Below are 22068 nucleotides of genomic sequence, written 5' to 3'. Positions count from 1 at the left end.
CTCTCAGAAACTGAAATATTAAGCAATTGAGACACCTCGGTGAACTACGCTGACGCCCGTGTGCGAAAGGATGCCCCATTGACCGCTGATCCGAACGTCGACAGACCGGACCGCACCGGACTGGAAGCCGACATCGCCGCCGACATCCGGGCACTCACCGCGATCTCGGAGCAGATCGGGCAGGTCTTCGCGCGGTCGCACGACCTGCGCGCGGGCGACTTCCGCGCACTGATGCACGTCGCGACCGCCGAGATCGAGGGCGCGCCGCTGACCGCGGGCGCGCTCGGCAAGCTGATGGGAATCTCCTCGTCGGCGGTGACCTACCTGGTCGAGCGCATGATCGATTCCGGCCACCTGCGCCGCGCCGCCGATCCGGCCGACCGCAGGCGGGTCATCCTGCACTACGACGAGCACGGCATGGACGTGGCCCGCGGCTTCTTCACACCGCTCGGGCAGCGGACCCGCGCCGCGATGGCCGAACTGCCCGACGCGGACCTGCGCGCCGCGCACCGCGTGCTGGTCGCCGTCGTGCAGGCGATGCGGGGCTACCACGGCGAGCTGACCGGCGACTGAATGCCGCCCGGGGCGCGCGTCAGTCCCGCAGCGCCTGCTCGCGCAACGATTTCAAGGTCTTCGACAGAATCCGCGAGACCTGCATCTGCGAGCACCCGATCCGCTGGGCGATCTGCTCCTGAGACATCGAGTCGAAGAAGCGCATCACCAGCACCTGCTTCTCGCGTTCGGGCAATGCCGCCAGCAGCGGCTTCACCGCCAGGTAGTTCTCCACGGTGCCGAAGTCAGGGTCCTCGGCGCCGAGCGTGTCCAGCAGCGAGGGACCGCCGGACTCCGACTCGTCGGTGTCGGAGGCGGCGTCGATCGATGAGGTCTGGTAGGCGTTGCGGGCGATCAGCGCCTGGGTCACCTCGTTCAGATCCGCGCCCAGCTCCTCGGCGATCTCCCGCGCCCGCGGCATCCGGCCCAGCCGCTGCGACAGGATCTCCACCGTCGGACCGATGGTGGACTGAATCTCCTTGAGCCGGCGCGGCACTCGCACCGACCAGGCGTAGTCGCGGAAATGCCTGCGCACTTCGCCCATGATCGTCGGCACCGCGAACGAGAGGAAGGTCGCGCCGTGCCCCGGATCGAAGCGGTCGACGGCGGCGAGCATGCCCACCCGCGCGATCTGCAACAGGTCCTCGAAGCTCTCGCCGCGGCCGCTGAACTTGCGCGCGATGTGCTCGGCCAGCGGCAGGCACCGCTCGATCACCTCGGTGCGCAGGGCTTCGCGGCGCGGATCGTCCGGAGCCAGCGCGGCCAGTTCGGCGAAGAGCGGCTCGATATTGTCGTAGGTATCTCCCCGCGATTTCCGCTTGGAAGCGACCTGATTCGGCTCGCTACTCATTATTCGAGCCGCCGCGCACCCACCGGAAGTCGACGACAGTCGGGTAGCCGCCCGCCGCGGCGTCGTGCGCGCCTCGGGTGGCCGACACCGAGTGGGTGAGCGTCGCCACGATGTGCCAGCCGAAACCGGACTCGTCCGGGCTGCTGTCCGACACCGTGACGGTGGAGACGCGCACGTCCACCGCGTCGTCCTCGAAGCCGAACGCGCACTCCAGCTCCGCGCCGTCCACCGCGTCCAGCACCAGCGCGCTGGCCACCTCGTCGAGGGCGAGCCGGATGTCGGTCACCTCGTCGATGCCGAAATCGGCCATGAGCGTGACGGTCTCGGCCAAGGCACGCAACATCGCCAGCTGTTCGGACACCGCGGGCACCCGCACGCTGATCGTGCCGGTCCGCGTCGTCGCGGGAGGAGTCCCCTCACCCTTGCTCATGCACCGCTCCCAGAAGTCGCGCCGTCCGTCGGAGCGCCAAGCCTACGCCCTCTCGTCCGGGCGGTTCGATCGGCCACGGCACAGCGCGCGCGTCTGCGCCGTGGACGGCCCGTCGCGCGAGGCCGCGACGCGCTCCCCGCGACGGCCTTCGACGCCGATGGACAGCGCGTTCGCCGGCGCATCGGCCCGCGCTCGCCGTCCCTGCGCTCACCTGGACTCCGGCGCGGCAGGAACCCCGGTCCGTTCGGACGGAAGACGGCGACGGCCGTCGCCGATCGCGCGCACCAGATCGGTATAGGCGATCTCCAGTTCGGCCAGCCGGGTCCATGCCGCGTGCATGCGCTCGCCACCGGGATCGTCGTGCATGAGCAGATGGAACGCGTCTTCCGCGACGGCGGCCATCCGGTCGATCATCTCGCCGAGGCTCTCGTCGTGCACCCGCACCGCGGGGTCGGCACTCGGCAGGTGCAGCGCCGCCCAGGTGTCGATCCGATCGACCAGCTCGGCGCGTCGCCGCCGCGTGTCGACCGACTCTCGCCCGTCCTCCCGGCACTGCCGGTGCAGTTCGGTCAGCTCGCGCGCCCACCGGCTCACCGGGCCATCCACGTGCTGGCCGCCCAGCGCGCACAGCAGGGCGCTCGGACTCGGCAAGGCCGAACCCTCGGACAGCTTTCGCGGTCGCGCACGCTGGACCAGCATCGGCCTACCTCCCCGGCCGACCGCACCGCTCGCACGGCCGGTCGTCCAAGCCTTCATCAGAACAGCGTTCATACCCGATCGGGCATGCCCGCTGCGGGCAGAGGCAAACTCACAGGGGCGCAGTGAGTTCGAGATGGATGCCGTCCGGATCGGAGAACGACAGGATCGCGATGCCGAAATCGGCCATCTCGGTGATCTCGCCGTGCTCGATGCCCGCCTCGGACAGGCGAGCGGCCGCGGCCACCAGATCGTCCCGCGCCGGGACGGTGAAACTGAGATGGTCCAAACCCACCCGCTCGGAATCGAATCGGTCCGCCGGATCGGCGACCGGGCGCAGGCCGAGCAACATGCCGTTGGCCTGGAACACCACCCCGCCGAACAGCCGCATCGGATCGGTGCGCACCGCAGGATCGTCCGGACTGCCCGGCGATTCGGCGGCGATGGGGAAACCGAGCACGTCGCGGTAGAAGGCACGCGACCGAGCGATATCGGTCACGGTCAGCCGGATGTGATGCGTCCCGGTCGTTTCGATCATGGTCACGCTCCCGAGCGGTGTACGGCGGTCCGATCGGCTCCCTCGCGCTGTCGGCGGGCAACCGTCTCGCGATGACGGTAGGACAGAATCCCGGCGGAACCGAGTGTCGTGAACGACATCTTCGGTACCGTTTCCGACATGGATGTCGTCGTCTTCGTAGTGGACGGCGTAGCCGATTTCGGATACGCCGCCTTGCTGGAGACCTTCAACACCGCCAACGCCGTGCGCACCGAACTGCCCGACCCGCCGCAGCCGTGGCGGGTGCGCAGCGCGTCGTTCGGGACCACGGTGCGATCCGGCAACGGCAACACCGTGCCGACGGTCCCGCTCGACGAGCTCGGCGACGCGTTCGAGCTGATGATCGTGCCCGCCGTGAACGTCATGGAGGCCGCGGCGCTGATCGACCTCGTTTCCGCACCCGCCAGCCGGCCGGTGCTCGACCGGCTGGTGGCGGCCCGCGATCGGGGCGCGCACCTCGCCGGGGCCTGCACCGGAACGTTCTTCCTCGCCGAGGCGGGCGTGCTGGACGGTTCCCCGGCGACCACGAGCTGGTGGCTCGGTCCCAGCTTCCGGCGCCGCTACCCCAGCGTGGAACTCGACGAGGGACGCACGCTGTGCCGCGGCCCGCGCGTCACCACCGCGGGCGCCGCGCTGTCGCACATGGACCTCGCGTTGTCGCTGATCGCGGGCAAGAGCCCGGCGCTGGCCGAACGCGCCATGCGCTACCTGGCGGTGGGCGCGGGACGACCGCAACGTGAGTTCATCGTTCCGGAGATCATCGCCCGTGGCGATTCCGTCACCGCCGCCTTCGAACGCTGGGTGCGCGCCCATCTGGGCGAGAATTTCCGGATATCCCAGGCCGCTCGCGCCATCGGTGTCACCGAACGCAGCCTGCAGCGGGCCACCCACGCCGAACTCGGCATGTCCCCCACCGAATTCGTGCACGACATCCGCCTGGAACGCGCCGTGCAGTTGCTGCGAACCACCTCGCTCACGGTGGACGCGGTGGCCGCCAAGGTGGGCTACCTCAATGCCGGAACCCTGCGCGGATTGTTCCGCCGCCGCCGCGGCGTGTCGATCTCCGAGATTCGCATGACGCGCGTGTCCTATTGAGCCGACCCCATCGGCACGAGCCGGTCCCGCGACGGCAGTTGCCCCAATTCGAACGTCGCCGAAATCGACAGTAGCCAATGGGCCGCGCTTACCGCCCCGGTTATCGGAATCGGCTGTCTCGCAGGCGGATTCCTATACGGCGCGGGATTGCCCAGGAGCGGTGAATCCTTCGGCGAATTCGATGAAGTTCTGCACGACGGTCTCGGCCTCCCGCCGCACAGTGCGCTTGAGCAGCAGGCCGGGCAGCAGGAGCGAGGATTGCAGCTCGGTGTGATACCAGACCTGCGATCCCGAGACGTCCTCGGAGACTTCGAACCAGCCACCGCCGCCGACCCCGACACAGCTGTCCACGACCTGCCAGGACACTCGATCCTCGGTCCACTCGTACTCCAGCACCTGGAGATCGGACCTGCCAAGCGGGGTCTCCGCGGTGACGTAAACCCGCTGCGGACGACCGGATTCGTCACGAGTGGCCACGCGCGCATCCGAATGCGTCGACCATTCGGGAAGCAATTCGATCGCGGCGACCGCATCGAAGACCTGTGCGGGATGGACGCCGACGGCGAAATGGATATCGGTTTTTACGCGCATAACTCCTCCACCCCCGGGACCAACCCGGCCGATTCTGCCCGTTCCCCTTCCCATCCGTCAACACGGGTGCGACTCGCAAACAGCAACCACCCACAAAGTTCGATGTCAGACACTTCCCATAGTCGGAAATAAGCAGTCAGCTACTTACCGGCAATTGGCAGTTCCAGCAGTTACCGGTGAGTATAAAAGTTGCCGGTCCGAGAATTCGTCCCTTGCATTCGTGGCGCGACTCCGATGCGAACTGAGCGAGTTCATTTCCCACCCGCAAGCAGTGCTCGTCATCCCGGGGAACGGGCGGCCACGCCGACCACCTCGAGCCCACGGCAGAATGGGCCGGTGCAGATCGGGATGCTTGGACCGCTCGAGATCCGGCTAGACGACGGTGGATCGATCGAGGTACCGGGTGCCCGATTGCGGGCGCTGTTGATCGCCCTCGCGCTCGAACCGGGCCGCACGGTCCCGAGAACGACGCTGGTCGATTGGATCTGGGGCGAGCAGCCGCCCGCCGACGCGGCGAACGCCGTGCAGGCGCTGGTCTCCCGGCTGCGCAGGCTGCTGCCGGAGGGGTCGCTCGACGGGCAGGCGGGCGGATACCGGCTGACGGTGCGACCCCACGCCGTCGACGCCGTGCGGTTCCAGCAGCTTCTCGACCAAGCCCGCGGCGGTGACGACACGCGCCGGGCCGAACTCCTGCGCGAAGCTCTCGGCCTGTGGCGCGGTGCGCCCATGCAGGATGTCGGGATACCGGACAGCGCGGCTTTCGACACGGTGGTCACCCGGCTGGAGGGGCTGCGCCTGGCCGCCATGGAGGACCGATACGAAGCGGAGATCCGCCTCGGCCGCGGCACGGAACTGATCACCGAACTCACCGAGCTGGTGGCCATGCACCCGGTACGGGAACGGCTCGTCGCCGCGCTGATGCGTGCGCTCGGCGCCGCCGGGCGTGGCGCCGAGGCACTGGTCGTGTACCAGCGCGCACGCGAAGCGCTCGCCGACACGTTGGGCGTCGATCCCTCGCCGGAGCTCTCCGCGCTCCACGTCGCACTGCTGCGCGGTGAAGTGCGGTCCGAGGAAGCCGGCCGCAAGACGAATCTGCGGGCAGAGTTGACCACATTCATCGGCAAATACGCCGACGTCGCCGCCGTGCGCGAACTCATCGCGAACCATCGGCTCACCACGTTGACCGGCCACGGGGGTTCGGGCAAGACCAGGCTGGCCCTGGAAACCGCGCGGACCATGCTCGATGACCTGCCGGACGGGGCCTGGCTGGTGGAACTGGCGTCCATCGGCGCGAGCGGCGACCTGGCGCAATCGGCGCTCGCCGCGCTGGGGCTGCGGGACGCGCTGCTCGGCGGCGCACCGAACACCGAACCGATGGACCGGCTCGTCGCGGCGATCCGCGAGCGCGAGACGCTGTTGATCCTGGACAACTGCGAGCACGTGATCGAGTCCGCCGCGGCGTTCGCCCACCGATTGCTCGGGGAGTGCGGGCGGCTGCGGATCCTCGCGACGAGCCGGGAACCGCTCGGCATCATGGGCGAGGCGTTGTGGCTGGTGGAGCCGTTGGCGTTACCGGCGCAGGACGCGGACCCCGGCCAAATCGAGTCCTCCCCGGCCGTTCAGCTGTTGCGGGACCGGGCCGGCGCGGTGCGCAAGGATCTCACCGCCGACGCCTCCACCCTGGCGACCATGGCGCGCGTCTGCCGCGCGCTCGACGGCATCCCGCTGGCCATCGAACTGGCCGCGGCCAGGCTGCGCACCATGTCGCTCGATCAGCTCGCCCACCGCCTCGACGATCGGTTCCGCCTGCTCACCGGCGGCAGCCGGACCGCGATCCCACAGCACCGGACGTTGCGCGCGGTGGTCGACTGGAGCTGGGAGCTGCTCACCGACGCGGAACGGATGGTGCTGCGCAGGCTCGCGGTGTTCTCCGGCGGCGCGAGCCTGGAGGCCGCCGAGCAGGTCTGCGCGCACGTCGACGGTGAGGAGAGCGTGACGGTCGGGCGGTGGGAGGTGCTCGAGCTACTGACCGCGCTGACCGAGAAATCGCTGCTGCTCACCGTGGAGGACAGCGGGCCGCGCTTCCGGATGCTCGACACGATCAAGCAGTACGCCCGCGACCGGCTCGCGGAGTCGGGGGAATCGGAATCGGCGCGCCGAGCGCATCTGGCGTACTTCACCGAACTCGCCGACAGCGCGGAGCCGCACCTGCGCCGAGCCGAGCAGTTGGAGTGGCTGGCCACGCTCGAGGTCGAACACGACAACATCGCTGTCGCGATGCGCGGCGCGCTCGCGGCCTCGGACGCGGCCGGGGCGATGCGCCTCGCGGCGGCCACGGGCTGGTACTGGTGGCTCGGCGGGCACAAGGCCGAGGGCATGGAATTGATCACCGCGGCTGCCGAGACGTCCGGCGAGGTGGACGACGAGACCAGGGCCAGGGTGTACGGGCTGATCGCGCATTTCATGAGTTCCGGGCCGGGTGACGAGCGCCAAGTGGCGGAATGGATCCGCAAGGCATACCGGTTCAGCCGGCGCGGTCCCAGCCGGTACCCGCTGCTGGCGTTCGTGGCCGCGCTGGAACAGATGTTGCAGGGGCCGGACGCGTTGCTGCCCGCGTTCGAACCGCTCCTCACCGACGACGACCCCTGGGTGCGGGCGCTGGCGCGGCTGCAGTTGGGCAAGGCGCGGATCGCGCTCGGCCGGGCGGGGCGGGAAGCGGACGAGTATCTCGAGACGGCGCTGGCCGAGTTCAGGGCCATCGGCGAGCGCTGGGGTATTTCGTTCGCTCTGACCGAACTGGCGAATCGGATCGCCATGCGCGGTGAGTTCGCCGGTGCGTGCGAGTACCTCGAACAGGCGATCGCGGTAGTGGCCGAGGTCGGCGCGATCGAGGACATCTTCCTCATGCGGGCCCGGCAGGCTCAGTTGTACTGGCTGCTCGGTGACACGCGGGCGAGCGCGGCGGCCATGGCGGAGGCGCAGCGGCACGCGGATCGGTCGGCCTGGCCGAACGCGCTGGCCGAACTCGCCATGACCAAGGCGGAGCTGGCCCGGTGGAGCGGCGACACCGAGCAGGCACGCCGGCAGATCGAGATCGCGGCGACCATGCTGGGCAGCGATGCGGAACAGCCCTACGTCACGGCGCTGACCCACAGCCTGCTCGGCTACCTCGCAGCCGGTCTCGACGAAGCCCGCGAACAACACGCCGCCGCCTTCCGTGCGGCAGCCGACACGGGGTACGCGCCGCTGATCGCGCAGATACTCGTGGGGATCGCCGACCTGGCGCTGCGCGCGGGCCACGACGAGCAGGCCGTGCGACTGCTCGCGGCCGGCGCCGGGGTGCGCGGTCTGTCCGACCGGTCCCAGCCGGATGTGACCCGAATCGAGCAGACAGCACGACGTCGCCTCGGTGACCAACGGTTCACCGAGGCGACGAGCGAGGGAGCGCAGGCGAGTTGGCGCGAACTGGTCGCCGCCGCGCTCGCCGGCTGACGGGGCACGGAGCGGGTCAGGCGGCGGTGGCGTGCCGGATGACGATGTTGCCGTAGGAGTTGCGCGCGTACACCCGCACGACGTCCGCGTTGCCGTCCGCCCGGTCCACCGGTCCCATCTGGTTGCGCACGGCGCCGTGCAGGGCGTTGGTTTCCAGCTCCACCGCACTGCGCGGGCTGATTCCGACCTGCACCTCGCCCATGGACGTTTCCAGCCGGAGCACGCCGCGCGACGCTTCGCCGATGCGGATGTCGCCTTTGGCGGTTTTCGCGGTCACCGAATCGCGCGGACGCTCCACGGTGATGTCGCCCGCGGATACCTCCAGGTCGCACTCGCCGAGTTCGCCCGCGCCCAGCAATCGGCCCACCGCGGCGGTGCCCTTCAGCCGCGAGCCGATGGGCACCTCGACGGTCAGCTCGATCGACGGGTTGCCGCCGAACGGGGTGTAGGTCCGCCAGTCTTTCGGCGTTCTCACGGTCAAAGCGGCCGCGGTGAATTCGACTCGAGTCTGCTCGGCGGCGCGCACGTCGCCTTTTTTGGACGGGTCGGCAGGGCGGACCGCGACGACGGTGTCGGTGCGGTCCGAGGCGATCACCGTGACGTGACCGGAGAGCACGTCGATGGTGACGTCGATCGGTTCCGGGGTCTCGAATGTGGGCATGGCTGTCTCCTGTGAGGGTGGAACAGGGGCTGGCAGAGCCGGCGGATCGACTACACGCGCTTGTCGAATGTGGCGCGCGACCACAGGTATCCGACGAGGGCGAACCCGGCGCACCAGGCGAGCGCGGCGGCCGTGTAACCGCCGGAGGGGTGGCCGAACAGAAACCCCCGCAACGCTTCGATGATCGGCGTGAAGGGCTGATACTGCGCGAACTGCCGGATGCCGGGCCCCATCTGCTCGGCGGGCACGATCGCGCTGCTCACGAACGGCAGCATGATCAGCGGCACCACCGTCATACCCGCGGATTCCGGCGTCTTCGCGGCCATTCCCAGCGCGACCGTGAGCCAGGCGGCCGCGAACGATGTCGCCGCCATGATGCCGATCGCGCCGAGCCAGTCGAGCGCGCTCGCCGGCGACCGGAACCCCAGTGCGAACGCCACACCGAGGACGGCGGCGATGGCCACCACGTTGGTCAGCACGGTGGCCGCCACATGGCCGGTCAGCACGGCGCCACGGGAGACGCTCATGACCTTGAACCGGTTGATGACGCCCTTGGCCATGTCGGAGCTCACCGACACCGCGGTGCCCGACAACCCGTAGCTGATGGCCAGCAGGATCATGCCCGGCGTCGCGTAGTCGATGTACTGTTCTCCGACGTCGAACGCGTTGCCGAACACGTACACGAAGATCAGCATCATCACGACCGGCATCAGAGCCGCGTTGAATATCGTGACCGGGGTCCGGGCGATGTGCTTGAAGTTGCGGCGCAGCATGATCGACGAATCGGCCAGCGGTGCGGAAATGGTGCTCATTGTGCGACAGCCTCCGTGGTGGCGTGACCGGTCAGGGCGAAGAAGACATCGTCGAGATCAGGGGTGTGGACGGAGACCTCGTCGGCGTCGACCGAGTGTTCGGCGAGCCGGTTCAGCAGCTCCCGCAGCGATTTCGTCCCGCCGTCACCCGGGACACGCAACATCAGCGCCTCGTCGTCGCGGGTGGCGGCGGGCAGAATCCGCGCCGCCGCGTCCAGGTCGTCGACGTGGGTGAACCGGAGCCGGATGTGGCTGCCGGGTATCCGGCGCTTGAGTTCGTCGGGCGTGCCCGCGCCGACGATGCGGCCCTGGTCGAGCACCGCGATCCGGTCGGCCAGTTGATCGGCTTCCTCGAGGTATTGGGTGGTGAGGAAGATCGTCACACCCTCGGTCGTCAGTTCCCGGACGATCTCCCACATGGTGCGGCGGCTGCGCGGATCGAGTCCGGTGGTCGGCTCGTCCAGGAAGACGATCCGCGGCTTGGTGACCAGCGTCATCGCCAGGTCCAGTTTCCGGCGCATACCCCCGGAGTAGGTCGAGGCCTGCTTGCGCGCCGATCCGGTCAGATCGAACCGTTCCAGCAACTCGGCGGCCACCCGCTTGCCCTCCTGGGGCCGCAAATGGTGCAGATCCGCCATCAGCCGCAGGTTCTCCTCCCCCGTCAGCAGATCGTCCACCGCCGCGAACTGGCCGGTCACCCCGATCGCCGCGCGCACCGCGTCGGGCTCGGTCGCGATATCGTGCCCGGCGACGCGCGCGGTGCCGCCATCGATCTTCAGCAGGGTGGTCAGCACGTTCACCGCCGTGGTCTTGCCCGCCCCGTTCGGGCCGAGCAGAGAGAAGATCGTGCCGGCACCTATTTCCAAATCGATGCCATCGAGGATCGTCTTGTCCCCGTATGCTTTTCGCAGCCCGGAAGCTGTAATCGCTGAACTGTTCACACGGATACTGTCGCCAGCCCGGCTGATACGGTCCTGACACCGGCCTGACATGTCCGCTGACACGGTGGCCACGCTCGGAAGCGCGGCCCGTCAGGGATGGAGTCACCCGGTGCAACGCGCCAGTCCACCGGGATCGAAAATACGTTCGACTCGAGGTAAGGTGCCGGAGCATGCCGGACCACGAGCCCATCCTCTTCGCTCGAACGCGGATCAACGACGTGCGCAGGCAGCTGCTGGACGCGGCCGCGTTCGGCAAACATCTGGGACCCGAACAACTGGAGAACATGGCGGGCAAGCTGGCCGAGGGTTTGCGCGCGTACACCGAGGCCTTCGCGGCCGAAGCCACACCGGTGAACCCGCCCGCCGACGGCCGCGCCTGCCTCGACTACCGCGGACGCAATCGCTGAAGGCCGGACTCCGCGATTTCGTATTCGTCCCGGCAGGGGCGTTGTCGGCGACACCCGTTGCGATGGGTACGCAGGCGGGCTAGATCGGGCGGAACCCCGCTCCGGGGCCGCCGCGCGCGTCGACGTCGTCGAGGATGGTGGTCATCTTCATCCCGAGCTGCGGCCCGAGGCACGGCACCGTCACGTACGCGTTCACCATGCTCACCAGCGTCGTCCCGACTACGACCGGCCCACCGGAGTCACCGGGGACGACGCATATCTGCGTCCAGGTCCACGTGCTGGGCTCCACCACGTCTCCGTAGGTCAGTCCGCAGGTCTGACCGGTGCTATAGCCTTCCTTGCACGCGATATCGGGGAACTTCGCAGGGCCGCCCACCTGGGTGATCGTCGTGTTGCCGACGCGGCTCACCGGCACCACTTTGTCCGGTTCGAACACGATGACGGCGTAATCCATGTCGACGTTGGTCTGGGCGACAGTCCCGACCGGGCCTGCTTCGCGATCGGCCGCCGCGGTGACGCTGCTGCCCTCCCCACCGCAGTGAGCCGCGGTGAAGCCCACCAGCCGGCCCGCGCCATCGTGCCCGATGGTGGTGAGCGAACAGATGCCCTGCTCGTTGACGACGATGCCGGAGCCGCCGCCCAGCACGACCGGAACGGCGGCGCGCGCCGTACCCGCCTGCGCCCCGATCAGTGTCGCGCATGCTGCGAGCGCAGCAGCTGTTCCCGCAAGTTTCTCGAACATGCCGCATCCAATCGGTCGAAGGGAAGATCGTCCCCCCATGCCGCGCGAACATACTGCTGTGCACTTGAAAGGCTCGTCGACCAGGCGTCCATCACCAATGGTGCGGGATGCAGCCGGTTCAGGTGTGCGTCCTTGATGACGAAACGCCGACGGTCACGCCACGATCTGGTGCGCGGGCGTGCCGTGCGGCGTTCGTCGTTTTGTCGGCGATGCTGCCCAGCGAATCAGGCGAGGCAGACCGGGAAGAAGAAGATGAACGGCGGGAAGAAACAGACCGGCCAGAAGAATGGCGCCCAGAACAAGAATGCGTCATTGGTCTGCACTTGCCCATGCTGGGAGACGTCCACGGCTGCCGGAGGGGCAGGCACAGGGGCTCCTTCGGGGGAGGCGGTAGCCACGCCCGAACCGAAAGCGATCAGCGGCACACAGGCTGCCGCCGATACGGCTGCGATAACCTTGGTTTTGGTCATGATGCTTCCTTCAACTGACTGGTGGGATGCCTTCGCCCGTTCGTTGAAGACCTCCCGCATATGACCTCTCTCACTCTTCTCTCAGGAAGCGCGCGACATCATCGTCCCCGGGGTCGGAAACACTCACCCTCCGGGGTGAAACCGGAGGTGAGCACGGGCACCCGCGCCGGTGCCGTGCTAATGGCAGAAATCTCGTCTACGTCCTTCCTTCCACCGCGCCCGGTCTGCCAACCGCGTCCAGCGCGGGCCGGGATACGTCAACTCGGCATGCCCACCGCCGTCTCGATACCCACCGAGCCAAGAGAAATGGGGGCTCTCCCGCCGGTCTACGATCAGCCCGACCTTCTGAGAGGAAATCATGACCAAGTCCTTCGCCGCTGCGCTCGCCGCGACCGCCGCCGCTCTGCTCTTCCTGCCCGCCGCCCCCGCGCAAGCCCGATCCCCCTTCTGCGCCAGGGCCATCGAACTGATCAACATCGCGATCGACACGAACGGCGGCACCCTCGACGGCGCGACGGCGGCAGAGCTGTCCGACCGACTGAACGCCCTGGCCTATCTCACCCAAGGCGCGGAGCAGGATGCCATCACCGCCTACGCCAACGCGCTGGTAGACGAGAACGTCACCGACCTCAACCCCTACACCGACGAACTCAACCGCGCCTGCGCCTGAATACGAGCTTCACCCCCGTTTGGTGGCTTGCCCCTAACGCTTCGCGACGAATCTCATCCATATACACGGACCGAACGACAACCGTCGACTAAACCGTGACGCCGAGCCGTCCGGCCAGTGCCCGCGATTCCCGCTCGACGATCTTTCCGCCGTGAGTGACCGACTCGGCAGCAAGATTTCGCGACAGCGGAAGAAGGGGCGTCAGGGTGCGCCTGGTCTCGAAGATGATCGCGAATGGCGCACCGCACCCAGCACACCCCGGCGCCGTCCTCAGCCCGCCTAGAACCCGCGAGTGGCACATGACGGAGGCCGATCGCGAGTGACCTCTCCGTCATGTGCCACTCACGCGCGGGATCGGACGCGCCCCGCCTGCAAACGCCCGGCACGGATGCGGCGAGTTGGAGAATTGGAGCAACTTGGCCGCCGGCATGGGTATTTGCACTGATAGGCGGGCCTCGTTCAGGGACAAGCCGTGACGGGATGCCGGGTTCGTCATGCGCTGCGCAGCCGAATTCTTCGGGTCGCGTCGAGATGCCGGTCGACGGTGAACTGTGCGGTGGTGCCGACGATGGGGGGCGTGCCGGACCAGGACAGGACGGACCAGAGGCCGTCGAATGCTACGCAGTATTCGCGGTTGCTTGGGAAGACGTCGGTGATCTCGGCGGTGACTGCGGAGCCGACGGGGTGGCGGTTCTTGGCGGCGCACCATTCGGACTCGCTCGAGACGGGAAACCCTGTCGTGCTCGATCGGAAGGCGGGATCGAGAGGCCAGAGGCGAACCTGGCCGCGTGTGTGCTGGAGAACCTCGAACTCGGTCACTGTGCCCACGGCCGGCCATTGCTCGGCGGAAAACGGCAGACTCAGGATGTCGACGAATCCGGTGGGTGGATGGCCCAAGTCGACGAACAGTCCGACAACGCCGGGTCGCGGAATCAGCGTGACCACTCCGGTCACATGGTCACCGATCGGATAAAGGCCGTGCGCGGCCTTGAGTTCGTCTTCGAGTTGGGGGTCAGGTTCGATCATCGTTGGGCTATTTCAACGATCACTTCTACCGGTTGTCAACGGCCCGATGCGAAGGCGCATTATCTATCGTGGACGAGCGCTGTTCAAGATCGAAACCGCTCGTGAAAAAACAAAACCCCCTGATCAGGGCCTATTTGTGGGGCGGGCGGGGCTCGAACCCGCGACCAATGGATTATGAGTCCACGGCTCTAACCGACTGAGCTACCGCCCCATCCCGCGGGAACCGCGAGCGTTGGGGATGCTACCGGGTCGGGTGGGTTCCGGACCAGTCGGAGGGGGATGACCTAGGGTGGGTGGGTCGGAAACTTACTGGAGGGTCAGGTATGGCCGGTCTGTTCACGAAGGTGCTGAAGGCGCATCAGTGGGTGTACGAGAACAGTGGCGGATTGGTGGGGCATCGGCTGCCGTTGGGGAATCCGACGCTGCTGCTGCGGACGGTGGGGCGCAAGTCCGGCAAGGAGCGCACCTCGGCGCTGACGTACGCGCGCGACGGCGCGGACTATCTGGTGACGGCGTCCAACGGCGGGTCGCCGCGGCCGCCGGGGTGGCTGGCGAATCTGAGAGCGCGACCGGAATGCGAAATCCAGGTCGGGCGGCGGAAACTCATGGTGCGGGCGCGGGCGACGCTGCCGGACGATCCCGAGTACGCACGGCGGTGGGAGCTCGTCGACAAGGTGAACAAGGGTCGCTACAGCGCCTATCAGAAGCTGACCAAGCGGCCCATCGCGGTCGTGGTGCTGACCCCGGCGCAGGGTCAGCCCTCGCGATAGTCGTCGTCCCAGTCGTCCTCGTAGTCCTCGGCGTCGTCGTGGTCGTCCCATGGCTCGGCTTCCTTCGGCGGCCGGCTGGCGAACTGCACGACAGCGACCACGAAGCCGAGCACCACGATGACGATTACCACGACGAGCAGAGTTCCCACCCCGGCACCCTAGCGCCGTCGCCGGGGCGGCGCACTACATCGATTGTCCAGTTCGACGCATTGTTCACACTGTTAACAAAGTGCGCCCCAGCGCCGCCCTGGACTCGATGGCGGCATGCGCCCGAGCGGCTTCGTCGAGCGGGAAGGTCTGGCCGATGACGACCTCCAAGCGCCCCGCGGCGACCTCCTCCTGGGCGCGCCGGGCCAGCGCCGGCCAATCGATGCCGGCGCCGGTGATGTCGAACAGCCCGTACACCGTGACTCCGCGCGCCGCGGCGGCGTCCCGATCCAGTGCGGCGAATTCCCCTGCCGCAGCGCCGTATCCGAGGAAACGCCCGCCATCCGCGGCCACCGTGAGCGCGGCCTCGCCGAGCGCACCGCCCGCACCGTCGAACACCACGTGCGCGCCCGCTCCCCCGGTCGCGGCGCGCGCCTTCTCCGCCCAGTCGGGCTCGGAGTAGTCGACCACCGCGGTCGCGCCGAGCCGCTGGGCGAGTTCCAGCTTGGCGGCGCCACGCGCGGCGGCGACGACGTTCGCGCCCGCCGCGCGGGCCAGCTGGATCAACAGCACGCCCAGCCCACCGGCGGCGGCGGTGATCAGTACCCATTCGCCCGGCTGGACGGCGGCGCGGTCGAACACCGCCAGCGCGGTCCTGCCGTCGTGCGCCAGCGCGACGGCCTGCGCCGGGGTCAACCCGTCCGGCAAGGCGACCAGCGTGTCCGCCTTCGCCAGCGCTTTCTCGGCGTATCCGCCGATCGGCAGGCCCCCGCCGATACCGCTGGCCGCGGTGGGCGTCGACACCCGCTTGCCCACCCAGGACGGATCGACGCCCGGCCCGACCGAAGCCACCACCCCGGCGACCGCGCCGCCGGGCACATAAGGCAGTTCGATCGCGAAGAAATCGGTCCCCCAGCCCGACCGCAGCCGGGTGTCCAGGAACATCACGTCCGCGGCGGCCACGTCGACCACCACCTCCCCCGGTCCGGCCACCGGATCGGGCAGCTCACGCACGACGAGCACTTCCGGTCCACCGAACTCACTGGCTTGCACAGCCCGCATGACACAACCCTTCATCGTTCCTTGCCTTCTTCGGACGAAGATCAGCATGAAACCTGAAGTCATGTTGAGGTCAAATCGTGCGTCAGGAACCGCCGCCGCAACTGGAACTGCTACCACCACCGCAGCTGGAGCTACTGCCCCCGCCGCAGCTCGAACTGCTCCCGCCACCGCAGCTGGAGCTACTTCCGCCGCCGCACCCGCTTCCGCCACCGCAACTGCTGCCGTGGTGATGATGGTCGTGGTGGTGGTGATGCCCGCCGCTGGAGCCGCCGGGTTGGTCGGATCCGCCGAACAAACCGGCTCCGCCGGCCGCCCAGAACGGATCTGTGGAACCCCCCTCGTCGTATCCGCCGCCGCGGTAGCCGCCCCACCCGCCGTATGGGGGCGGCGGCATGAACCGGTTGCGTTGCGAGCGGATGATGACGACTACGACGATGATCGGAACCGCCACGAGGAGCAGCACCATCAGCAAGACGAACAGAAGGATGAGTGCGCTCATGTCAGAACGGTAGCGGCAGATCGGCGCGCACGTACAGTGAACTGTGGTGAACTTCAGGTTCCGTCGATCCCCGGCGCGCGGAATCGATCCGGCGGCCGTACGCGCCGCCGTCGACGCGCTGGAACTGCCCGAGGCGGTCTACAAGACGTGCCCTTGGCAGCCAAGGGGTTTGGTGGACAAGGGATTGCGGCAGTGGCTGCTGTGCTGCGGCGCGGCCATGCGCGACGATCAGGTGATCGGCATGCCGTCACACGCGGTGGACGAGGCATGGCACGGATTCATCCTGTGCACCATGCGCTACGCCGATTTCTGCGCGAAGGCCTACGGCCGCTTCCTGCACCACTTCCCGGAGGGCGCCGGACCGCCGAACCCGGCGCACGGCTCGATGGCCGAACAGCTCGGCCGCACCGTGGTCGCGTGGTCGCTGGTGGCGGCTCCTGACGAGGAATGCGTGCTGTGGGATCTGGACCGGCGGGTCGGTGTCGAGCACCCATGGGGAATCGACTCCGATCGGGTCGCGGCCGTCGAGGCCGAGCTGGCGCGCACCCGCGCTTCCTGATCCGCCAGAAACCGGACGAAGCCGGGCGCGACCCGATATCCGCGAGCACCGGCCCGACCGTCTCGTACACACCCGCAGGTCAGCTCACAGATCGAGCACGAGGCGGCCGCCGTCGGCGCGCGAGACGCAGACGAGCATCGCACCCGCCTCGCGTTCGGCGTCGGTGAGCACGCTGTCGCGGTGATCTGGTTCGCCGCCGAGCACGCGCACCTTGCAGGTGCGGCAGAATCCCTGCCTGCACGAGTACGGACGATCGGGCCGGGAAGTGAGAACGGCGTCGAGCGCGGTGCGATCCGCGCCGACCTCGACGACCTCCCCGGTGGAGGCGAATTGGATCTCGAACGGCTTGCCGCGCACGATCGGCGGTGGCGAGAACCGCTCGAAATGCAGTTCCGCGCAGGGCATTTCCCGAACGGCGTCGGCGATGACGGTGATCATCGGCACCGGGCCGCAGCAATAGACGGCGGTACCGGGCCGCACGCCCGGCAGCAAGGTGCTCGCATCGGGGAGCCCGTGCTCGTCGTCGGTGCGGACGACCACGCGATCGCCGAATCTCGCCAGTTCGCCGAGGAACGGCAAGGTGTCCCGGCTGCGCCCGGTGTACACCATCGACCACTCGATGCCCAGCCGGTGCGCCAGCTCGACCATGGGCAGGATCGGCGTGACGCCGATGCCGCCCGCCACGAAATGCGAACGCGTGGCGGGTGATCCGTGGCCGGGCACGGCGAACGGGAAGGCGTTGCGCGGACCGCGCACCACGATCGGCGAACCCACCGGGAGGCGATCGTGCACTTCGACGGATCCACCGCCGCCTTCGGGGATCCGGCGCACAGCCACACGGTAGGCGTGCACGTCGGCCGGGTCGCCGCACAGCGAATACTGCCGCAGCCGACCGGAAGGCAGCTCCAGGTCGAGGTGCGCGCCCGGACGCCATGGCGGCAACGCGCGTCCGTCGGGGGCGGCCAGCCGCAGGCTCACCACGTCCTGGTCACGGGCCTCGATCCGCCGCTCGGTGACCACCAGCGCCAGCCGCCGGTCATCCACCTTCGGACGCGGATCGCGCCGGTTGACCAGAGCGGTCCAGCGCAGTCGCGCCGAGGCGACCGCGTGCAGCACGCGCACGGTGCGGTCGCGGTCGCGCCTGCCGAACAGGTCGGCGGGCAGCTGGTCGGGAACGGGCGATTTCACGAGGCCATCGCCCGCGCCGCCGGGGACTTGGCCAGATAGGCCACCGCCTGCGCGGTGGAGCCGACCGTCTCCGGGTCGTAGCCGGGCTTGAATGTGCTCAACGCGCTCCACAACAGCGAGGGGACGCCGGGCAACGCGCCGCGCCACATCGCACCGAAGACCCGCCCCAGCAACCGGGGGTAACCGAGGTCGGGCAGGTCGCGGTCCTGATGGACCAGGAATTTGGTGCCCCGCACCACCAGCGTCAGGAAGATCGGGAATACCAGCAGCATGAGGGCCGCGCGCCGCAGGTATCCCGCGCCGAAGTACACGGCCACGTCGTGCGCGACGTGCCGGTGCTCGACCTCCTCCGCCCCGTGCCAGCGGAACAGGTCCGCCATGCGCGGGTCGGCGCCGAACCGCTCCAGATCCGCGTTGAGCACCCCGTCGCCCAGGTAGGCGAAGAAGTGCTCCAGGCACGCGATGAAGGCCAGCCGCTCCACCATCACCTGCCGTTCGGCCACGCCCTCGACATCCCTCGGTCCGAGCGTCCGGCGGAACAGGTACTCGGCGTGCCGCACATAGGGTTCGGGATCGATGCCGTGTGCGGCGAGCACTTCGTGCAGCACCTTGTCGTGCGTCTCGGCGTGCATCGATTCCTGACCGATGAACCCGAGCATCGCTTCCCGCAGCCGCTCGTCCCGCACGTACGGCACGCCTCGGCGTACGCGGCGCAGAACATGCGCTCGCCCTCGGGCAGCAGGAGATTCAGCGAGTTGATCAGATGCGAGGCGATGGGCTCGGCGGGCATCCAGCGCAGCGGCGTGTCCGACCAGTCGAAGCGCACGTTGCGGGCGTGCAGCGCCACGGCGCCCGGGTCGGTGTCGGGCCGCCGCCCGCGAAGTAGCTTCATCGGTACTCCTCGATCCTCCCGCGCCCGCGTCGCCGCGCGATTCCTACGTTTCCGTAGCAAGGATCATACACATACATGAAACTTCCGGTAACATACAAATCCGCCCTGTCGGCTGTACGGTGACACAACTCGCGAGAGTCGTCACACCCCGTCGCGTCCGGCCCAAAATTAGAACAGGTTCTAGTAGGCTTTTGCTATGGAACGATTGACCGGATTGGATGCCAGCTTTCTCTACTTGGAAACCGGAACCCAGCATCTGCACGTCTGCGCGCTGCTGATCCTCGACCCGTCGTCGGGCGACTACTCGTTCGACGGATTCAAAGCCGAACTGGCCCGGCGGCTTCCCCTGATTCCGCAGATGCGCCGCCGCGTGCACGAGGTGCCGCTGAACCTCGACCACCCCGTCTGGGTGGAGGACGAGAATTTCGACCTCGACTACCACGTCCGCCGGATCGCGATCGCGGCGCCGGCCGGACGACGCGAACTGGCCGAGCTCGTCGGAGACATCGCAAGCCGCCCGATGGATCGCGACCGCCCGCTGTGGGAGATGTCCGTGGTGGAGGGCCTCGACGACGGGAAGGTCGCGGTGATCTGCAAATATCACCACGCCGCCGTGGACGGCATCACCGGCGCCGATCTGATGATGCACCTGTGCGATCCGGAGCCTGGCGTCACCAAGGCGGTGCCCGACCAGCAGTGGCGTCCCGAGCCGAAACCGAACGACTGGCAATTGCTGGCCGAGGCGGTGGTGAGATTCCCGGCCCGCGCGGGCATCGTCGGAATGCTGCCGAAAACCCTCGGCGTGGTGGCCGGGTTCGCACAGCGCCGTCGCCAGAACAAGGCGGGCATGGCCATACCGTTCTCCGCTCCTCGCACGCCCTTCAATCTCGCCATCACCCCGCACCGCGCCGTCGCGTTCACCGAGGCCGAACTCGACGCCGTCAAGGAGATTCGCTCCGCGTTCGGCGTCAAGGTGAACGACGTGGTGCTGACCGTCGTCGCGGGCGCGCTGCGCACCTACTTGGCCGGGCGCGACGAATTGCCCGACCGCTCGCTCATCGCGTCGGTTCCGGTGTCGGTGCACGAGTCCACCCGGCACAAGGCGGGCATCAACAAGGTGTCCGCGCTGTTCGCGCAGCTCGGCACCGACATCGCCGACCCGGTGGAACGCCTGCGCGAGGTGGCCGAGGCCAATCAGGGAGCCAAGGAAGAGCACAAAGTGATAGGTGCGGACTTCCTGCAGGACTGGTCGCAATACGCCCCGCCGAACACTTTCCGGCTCGCGGCGCGAATGTACTCCTCGCTGAAACTGGCGGAGAAGCACCCGGTGGTGCACAACTTGGTGGTGTCCAACGTGCCGGGTCCGCCGATGCCGCTGTACTTCCTCGGCGTCCGTGTGGAGGGGATGTACCCGTTCGGACCGGTGTTCCACGGCGCGGGCCTGACGGTGACCGTGCTGTCGAACAACGACAAATTGAACTTCGGCTTCATCGCCTGCAAGGAACTGGTGCCCGACATCGCGGCGCTGGCCGACGCCGTTCCCGGCGTGGTCGCCGACCTGCTCGCCGCGGCACGCACCTCGGGCTGAGCCCTTGGCCCCTGTCCGCCACCGCCGCCGGACAGGATCGGCCGAATCACCTCTTCGCGGCGACGGCCGCACAGGCTTCGAGCAACACCGGCACGAAACGGTCGGCCTCCAGCACACAGGACGCGTGCCCGGCCGCGACCAGATGCTTGCTCGCCCCCGGGATCAATGTCGCCAGCTCCAGCTGCCGAGAGACCGGAATCGCCCGGTCCTTGGTCGTGATCACCACAGCCGTCGGCATCGCCAGGTCGGGCAGCCACGCGGTCGCGTCGAAGCGCCCCACCGCCGCGAGCACCTGGGTGAGCGCCCACCCGCTGGTGCTGCGGAACTCGCCGAGCGCCCACCGATCCAATCGTCCTGGCGCCCAGGTGATCTCGGGAAGCTCGGGCAGACGGCCCGCGAGCCGCTCGGCACGGCGGTAGGAGTATTGCTCCACAGCGGCGGCGAAAGCGCCGAACGTCCGATGGAAAGCGTGCTCGCTCCATTTCTCGCGAAACCGATAGGGCGTCGCGCAGAGCACCAGCCCGCTCACCCGGTCCGGATGCCGATGCCCCGCCAGCAGGCTCACGATTCCGCCCAGCGAGAATCCCACGCAGATGGCTCGGTCGATTTCCAACGCGTCGAGCACGGCCGCCACGTCGTCGGCGCAGTCCTCCAGGGTGAACCGCTGCGAGCGGATGCCGCGCCCGTGCCACCGCTGGTCGAACAGGATGACCCGGTACCGCCGCGCCAGCTCCGCCAGCGACGGAAACCAGGTGAGGTACGCGGTGCAGGCGGTCGCGTGCAGGAGCACCAGCACGGGCGCGTGCTCGGGTCCGGGGATGTCGACCACGTAGGTCCGGCCCCGGCCCGCCAGATCGACCAGGCGGCCACCGGGCACCTCGGCGATGTCGGGCACCCGCAGGCGTCCGCCGAATCGCGTCACGCCGCGGCCGGAGTTCGTCATAGCGCACCTCCCGAGTGCTCACATGGGAGATATTTTAGAACACGTTCTACAGAGAGGCCCACCGCTGGTCGTCAGCCGAGGCATCCCGAGTCCGCCCTCCGGGCGAGTTGTCCATTCCGTCGCGACCGATGACCGCCGACGCGGACGCGCCTGGACCTTCGGGCACCACGCGCGCTCCGTCAGGACCCGGCGAAGGGGACCCGGCCCAGACTTCGTCGAGGCGGCGTCGCAGCTCCCGTGAACACCACCCTTCTCCGTCGACGTACCGGCACGTTCGGATCCTTCGCGGCCACGTCGGCTCCGGATGGCCCGATTCGGCATACGGACCGCTCACCGGGACGCGAAGACGATCGCGCCGTCACCGGCGACCGTCTGGGCTACTGTCGCGAGACACGCCACCACGAGGCGTGTTTCTGTAACGTGTTACAG

Annotated in this window: 24 protein-coding genes, 1 tRNA gene and 1 pseudogene; 9 read left to right on the top strand and 17 right to left on the bottom strand. The window is 68.4% G+C overall.

Annotation, left to right across the window (positions count from 1 at the left end; genetic code table 11):
- Nucleotides 1–78: 78 nt before the first annotated feature.
- Entirely contained in the window at nucleotides 79–573 is a 495-nt protein-coding gene (locus U3653_RS06590) for a MarR family winged helix-turn-helix transcriptional regulator (protein ID WP_195077691.1), read from the top strand.
- A 19-nt stretch (nucleotides 574–592) separates the two neighbouring features.
- Here the strand turns inward: U3653_RS06590 and U3653_RS06585 are convergent, their stop codons facing one another.
- The 4 genes from U3653_RS06585 to U3653_RS06570 form a co-directional block, all read right to left on the bottom strand.
- Nucleotides 593–1402, bottom strand: coding sequence for an RNA polymerase sigma factor SigF (locus U3653_RS06585; RefSeq protein WP_195077690.1), 810 nt, complete (start codon nucleotides 1400–1402; stop codon nucleotides 593–595).
- A complete protein-coding gene (locus U3653_RS06580) occupies nucleotides 1395–1832 on the bottom strand; it encodes an ATP-binding protein (protein WP_195077689.1) in 438 nt (145 codons plus the stop codon). The genes U3653_RS06585 and U3653_RS06580 overlap by 8 nt, the downstream gene beginning before the upstream one ends.
- Before the next feature lie 207 nt (nucleotides 1833–2039).
- A complete protein-coding gene (locus U3653_RS06575; RefSeq protein ID WP_195077688.1) occupies nucleotides 2040–2531 on the bottom strand; it encodes a DUF4254 domain-containing protein in 492 nt (163 codons plus the stop codon).
- Between the two features lie 109 nt (nucleotides 2532–2640).
- Nucleotides 2641–3066 carry a VOC family protein gene (locus U3653_RS06570; protein WP_195077687.1) on the bottom strand — a complete coding sequence of 142 codons (426 nt, stop codon included), beginning with the start codon at nucleotides 3064–3066 and terminating at the stop codon, nucleotides 2641–2643.
- 138 nt (nucleotides 3067–3204) lie between these two features.
- Here U3653_RS06570 and U3653_RS06565 point away from each other — a divergent pair, with 138 nt between their 5' ends.
- On the top strand, nucleotides 3205–4179 hold the full coding sequence (locus tag U3653_RS06565) for a GlxA family transcriptional regulator (protein WP_195077686.1): 975 nt from the start codon (nucleotides 3205–3207) through the stop codon (nucleotides 4177–4179).
- Between the two features lie 132 nt (nucleotides 4180–4311).
- Here U3653_RS06565 and U3653_RS06560 read toward each other — a convergent pair whose 3' ends face one another.
- Nucleotides 4312–4770, bottom strand: coding sequence for an SRPBCC family protein (locus U3653_RS06560; protein ID WP_195077685.1), 459 nt, complete (start codon nucleotides 4768–4770; stop codon nucleotides 4312–4314).
- A 336-nt stretch (nucleotides 4771–5106) separates the two neighbouring features.
- Here U3653_RS06560 and U3653_RS06555 point away from each other — a divergent pair, with 336 nt between their 5' ends.
- A complete protein-coding gene (locus U3653_RS06555; protein ID WP_195077684.1) occupies nucleotides 5107–8262 on the top strand; it encodes an AfsR/SARP family transcriptional regulator in 3156 nt (1051 codons plus the stop codon).
- A 16-nt stretch (nucleotides 8263–8278) separates the two neighbouring features.
- Here the strand turns inward: U3653_RS06555 and U3653_RS06550 are convergent, their stop codons facing one another.
- Genes U3653_RS06550 through U3653_RS06540 form a run of 3 tightly spaced genes read right to left on the bottom strand, consistent with a single transcriptional unit; the run spans nucleotide 8279 to nucleotide 10727 of the window.
- A complete protein-coding gene (locus U3653_RS06550; RefSeq protein WP_195077683.1) occupies nucleotides 8279–8923 on the bottom strand; it encodes a DUF4097 family beta strand repeat-containing protein in 645 nt (214 codons plus the stop codon).
- Nucleotides 8924–8973: 50 nt separating this feature from the next.
- A complete protein-coding gene (locus tag U3653_RS06545) occupies nucleotides 8974–9735 on the bottom strand; it encodes an ABC transporter permease (protein ID WP_195077682.1) in 762 nt (253 codons plus the stop codon).
- On the bottom strand, nucleotides 9732–10727 hold the full coding sequence (locus U3653_RS06540) for an ATP-binding cassette domain-containing protein (protein ID WP_397070003.1): 996 nt from the start codon (nucleotides 10725–10727) through the stop codon (nucleotides 9732–9734). Before U3653_RS06540 ends, U3653_RS06545 begins: the two co-directional genes overlap by 4 nt.
- Before the next feature lie 119 nt (nucleotides 10728–10846).
- Here U3653_RS06540 and U3653_RS06535 point away from each other — a divergent pair, with 119 nt between their 5' ends.
- Entirely contained in the window at nucleotides 10847–11083 is a 237-nt protein-coding gene (locus U3653_RS06535) for a DUF6374 family protein (RefSeq protein ID WP_195077680.1), read from the top strand.
- A gap of 79 nt (nucleotides 11084–11162) precedes the next feature.
- Here U3653_RS06535 and U3653_RS06530 read toward each other — a convergent pair whose 3' ends face one another.
- Together U3653_RS06530 and U3653_RS06525 are read right to left on the bottom strand one after the other, a co-directional pair.
- Nucleotides 11163–11825, bottom strand: coding sequence for a chymotrypsin family serine protease (locus tag U3653_RS06530; RefSeq protein WP_195077679.1), 663 nt, complete (start codon nucleotides 11823–11825; stop codon nucleotides 11163–11165).
- 224 nt (nucleotides 11826–12049) lie between these two features.
- Nucleotides 12050–12295, bottom strand: coding sequence for a hypothetical protein (locus U3653_RS06525; RefSeq protein WP_195077678.1), 246 nt, complete (start codon nucleotides 12293–12295; stop codon nucleotides 12050–12052).
- 358 nt (nucleotides 12296–12653) lie between these two features.
- Between U3653_RS06525 and U3653_RS06520 the strand changes: the two genes are divergently transcribed.
- On the top strand, nucleotides 12654–12965 hold the full coding sequence (locus U3653_RS06520) for a hypothetical protein (protein ID WP_195077677.1): 312 nt from the start codon (nucleotides 12654–12656) through the stop codon (nucleotides 12963–12965).
- A gap of 492 nt (nucleotides 12966–13457) precedes the next feature.
- Here U3653_RS06520 and U3653_RS06515 read toward each other — a convergent pair whose 3' ends face one another.
- Together U3653_RS06515 and U3653_RS06510 are read right to left on the bottom strand one after the other, a co-directional pair.
- On the bottom strand, nucleotides 13458–13991 hold the full coding sequence (locus tag U3653_RS06515) for a hypothetical protein (protein ID WP_195077676.1): 534 nt from the start codon (nucleotides 13989–13991) through the stop codon (nucleotides 13458–13460).
- A gap of 137 nt (nucleotides 13992–14128) precedes the next feature.
- Nucleotides 14129–14202 (bottom strand) — tRNA-Ile (locus U3653_RS06510).
- A 112-nt stretch (nucleotides 14203–14314) separates the two neighbouring features.
- Between U3653_RS06510 and U3653_RS06505 the strand changes: the two genes are divergently transcribed.
- On the top strand, nucleotides 14315–14761 hold the full coding sequence (locus U3653_RS06505) for a nitroreductase family deazaflavin-dependent oxidoreductase (protein WP_195077675.1): 447 nt from the start codon (nucleotides 14315–14317) through the stop codon (nucleotides 14759–14761).
- On the opposite strand, the gene U3653_RS06500 is transcribed toward U3653_RS06505, so the two are convergent.
- Complete coding sequence (locus U3653_RS06500; protein ID WP_195077674.1) at nucleotides 14746–14910, bottom strand: hypothetical protein; 165 nt, start codon at nucleotides 14908–14910, stop codon at nucleotides 14746–14748. The two genes, U3653_RS06505 and U3653_RS06500, sit on opposite strands and share 16 nt — an antisense overlap.
- Nucleotides 14911–14974: 64 nt before the next feature.
- Nucleotides 14975–15970 (bottom strand): zinc-binding dehydrogenase, encoded by a 996-nt coding sequence (locus tag U3653_RS06495; RefSeq protein ID WP_195077673.1) that lies wholly within the window; start codon nucleotides 15968–15970, stop codon nucleotides 14975–14977.
- A 77-nt stretch (nucleotides 15971–16047) separates the two neighbouring features.
- Here U3653_RS06495 and U3653_RS06490 point away from each other — a divergent pair, with 77 nt between their 5' ends.
- Both U3653_RS06490 and U3653_RS06485 read left to right on the top strand, forming a co-directional pair.
- Complete coding sequence (locus tag U3653_RS06490) at nucleotides 16048–16200, top strand: hypothetical protein (RefSeq protein ID WP_195077672.1); 153 nt, start codon at nucleotides 16048–16050, stop codon at nucleotides 16198–16200.
- 312 nt (nucleotides 16201–16512) lie between these two features.
- Nucleotides 16513–17028: a UCP032817 domain-containing protein gene (locus U3653_RS06485; RefSeq protein WP_435406544.1), complete on the top strand. Its 516-nt coding sequence runs from the start codon at nucleotides 16513–16515 to the stop codon at nucleotides 17026–17028.
- 84 nt (nucleotides 17029–17112) lie between these two features.
- Here U3653_RS06485 and U3653_RS06480 read toward each other — a convergent pair whose 3' ends face one another.
- A complete protein-coding gene (locus tag U3653_RS06480) occupies nucleotides 17113–18192 on the bottom strand; it encodes a PDR/VanB family oxidoreductase (RefSeq protein ID WP_435406550.1) in 1080 nt (359 codons plus the stop codon).
- Nucleotides 18193–18212: 20 nt separating this feature from the next.
- A pseudogene (locus tag U3653_RS06475) lies at nucleotides 18213–19006 on the bottom strand (metal-dependent hydrolase).
- Nucleotides 19007–19304: 298 nt separating this feature from the next.
- Here U3653_RS06475 and U3653_RS06470 point away from each other — a divergent pair.
- Nucleotides 19305–20696 carry a WS/DGAT/MGAT family O-acyltransferase gene (locus U3653_RS06470; protein ID WP_195077671.1) on the top strand — a complete coding sequence of 464 codons (1392 nt, stop codon included), beginning with the start codon at nucleotides 19305–19307 and terminating at the stop codon, nucleotides 20694–20696.
- A 46-nt stretch (nucleotides 20697–20742) separates the two neighbouring features.
- Here U3653_RS06470 and U3653_RS06465 read toward each other — a convergent pair whose 3' ends face one another.
- Nucleotides 20743–21639, bottom strand: coding sequence for an alpha/beta fold hydrolase (locus tag U3653_RS06465; protein WP_195077670.1), 897 nt, complete (start codon nucleotides 21637–21639; stop codon nucleotides 20743–20745).
- Nucleotides 21640–22068 lie beyond the last annotated feature (429 nt).

Source organism: Nocardia implantans (assembly GCF_035544775.1).
Lineage (GTDB): Bacteria > Actinomycetota > Actinomycetes > Mycobacteriales > Mycobacteriaceae > Nocardia > Nocardia implantans.
Note: the sequence above shows the minus strand (reverse complement) of the source record. Positions and strands in the feature narration are given on the sequence as shown.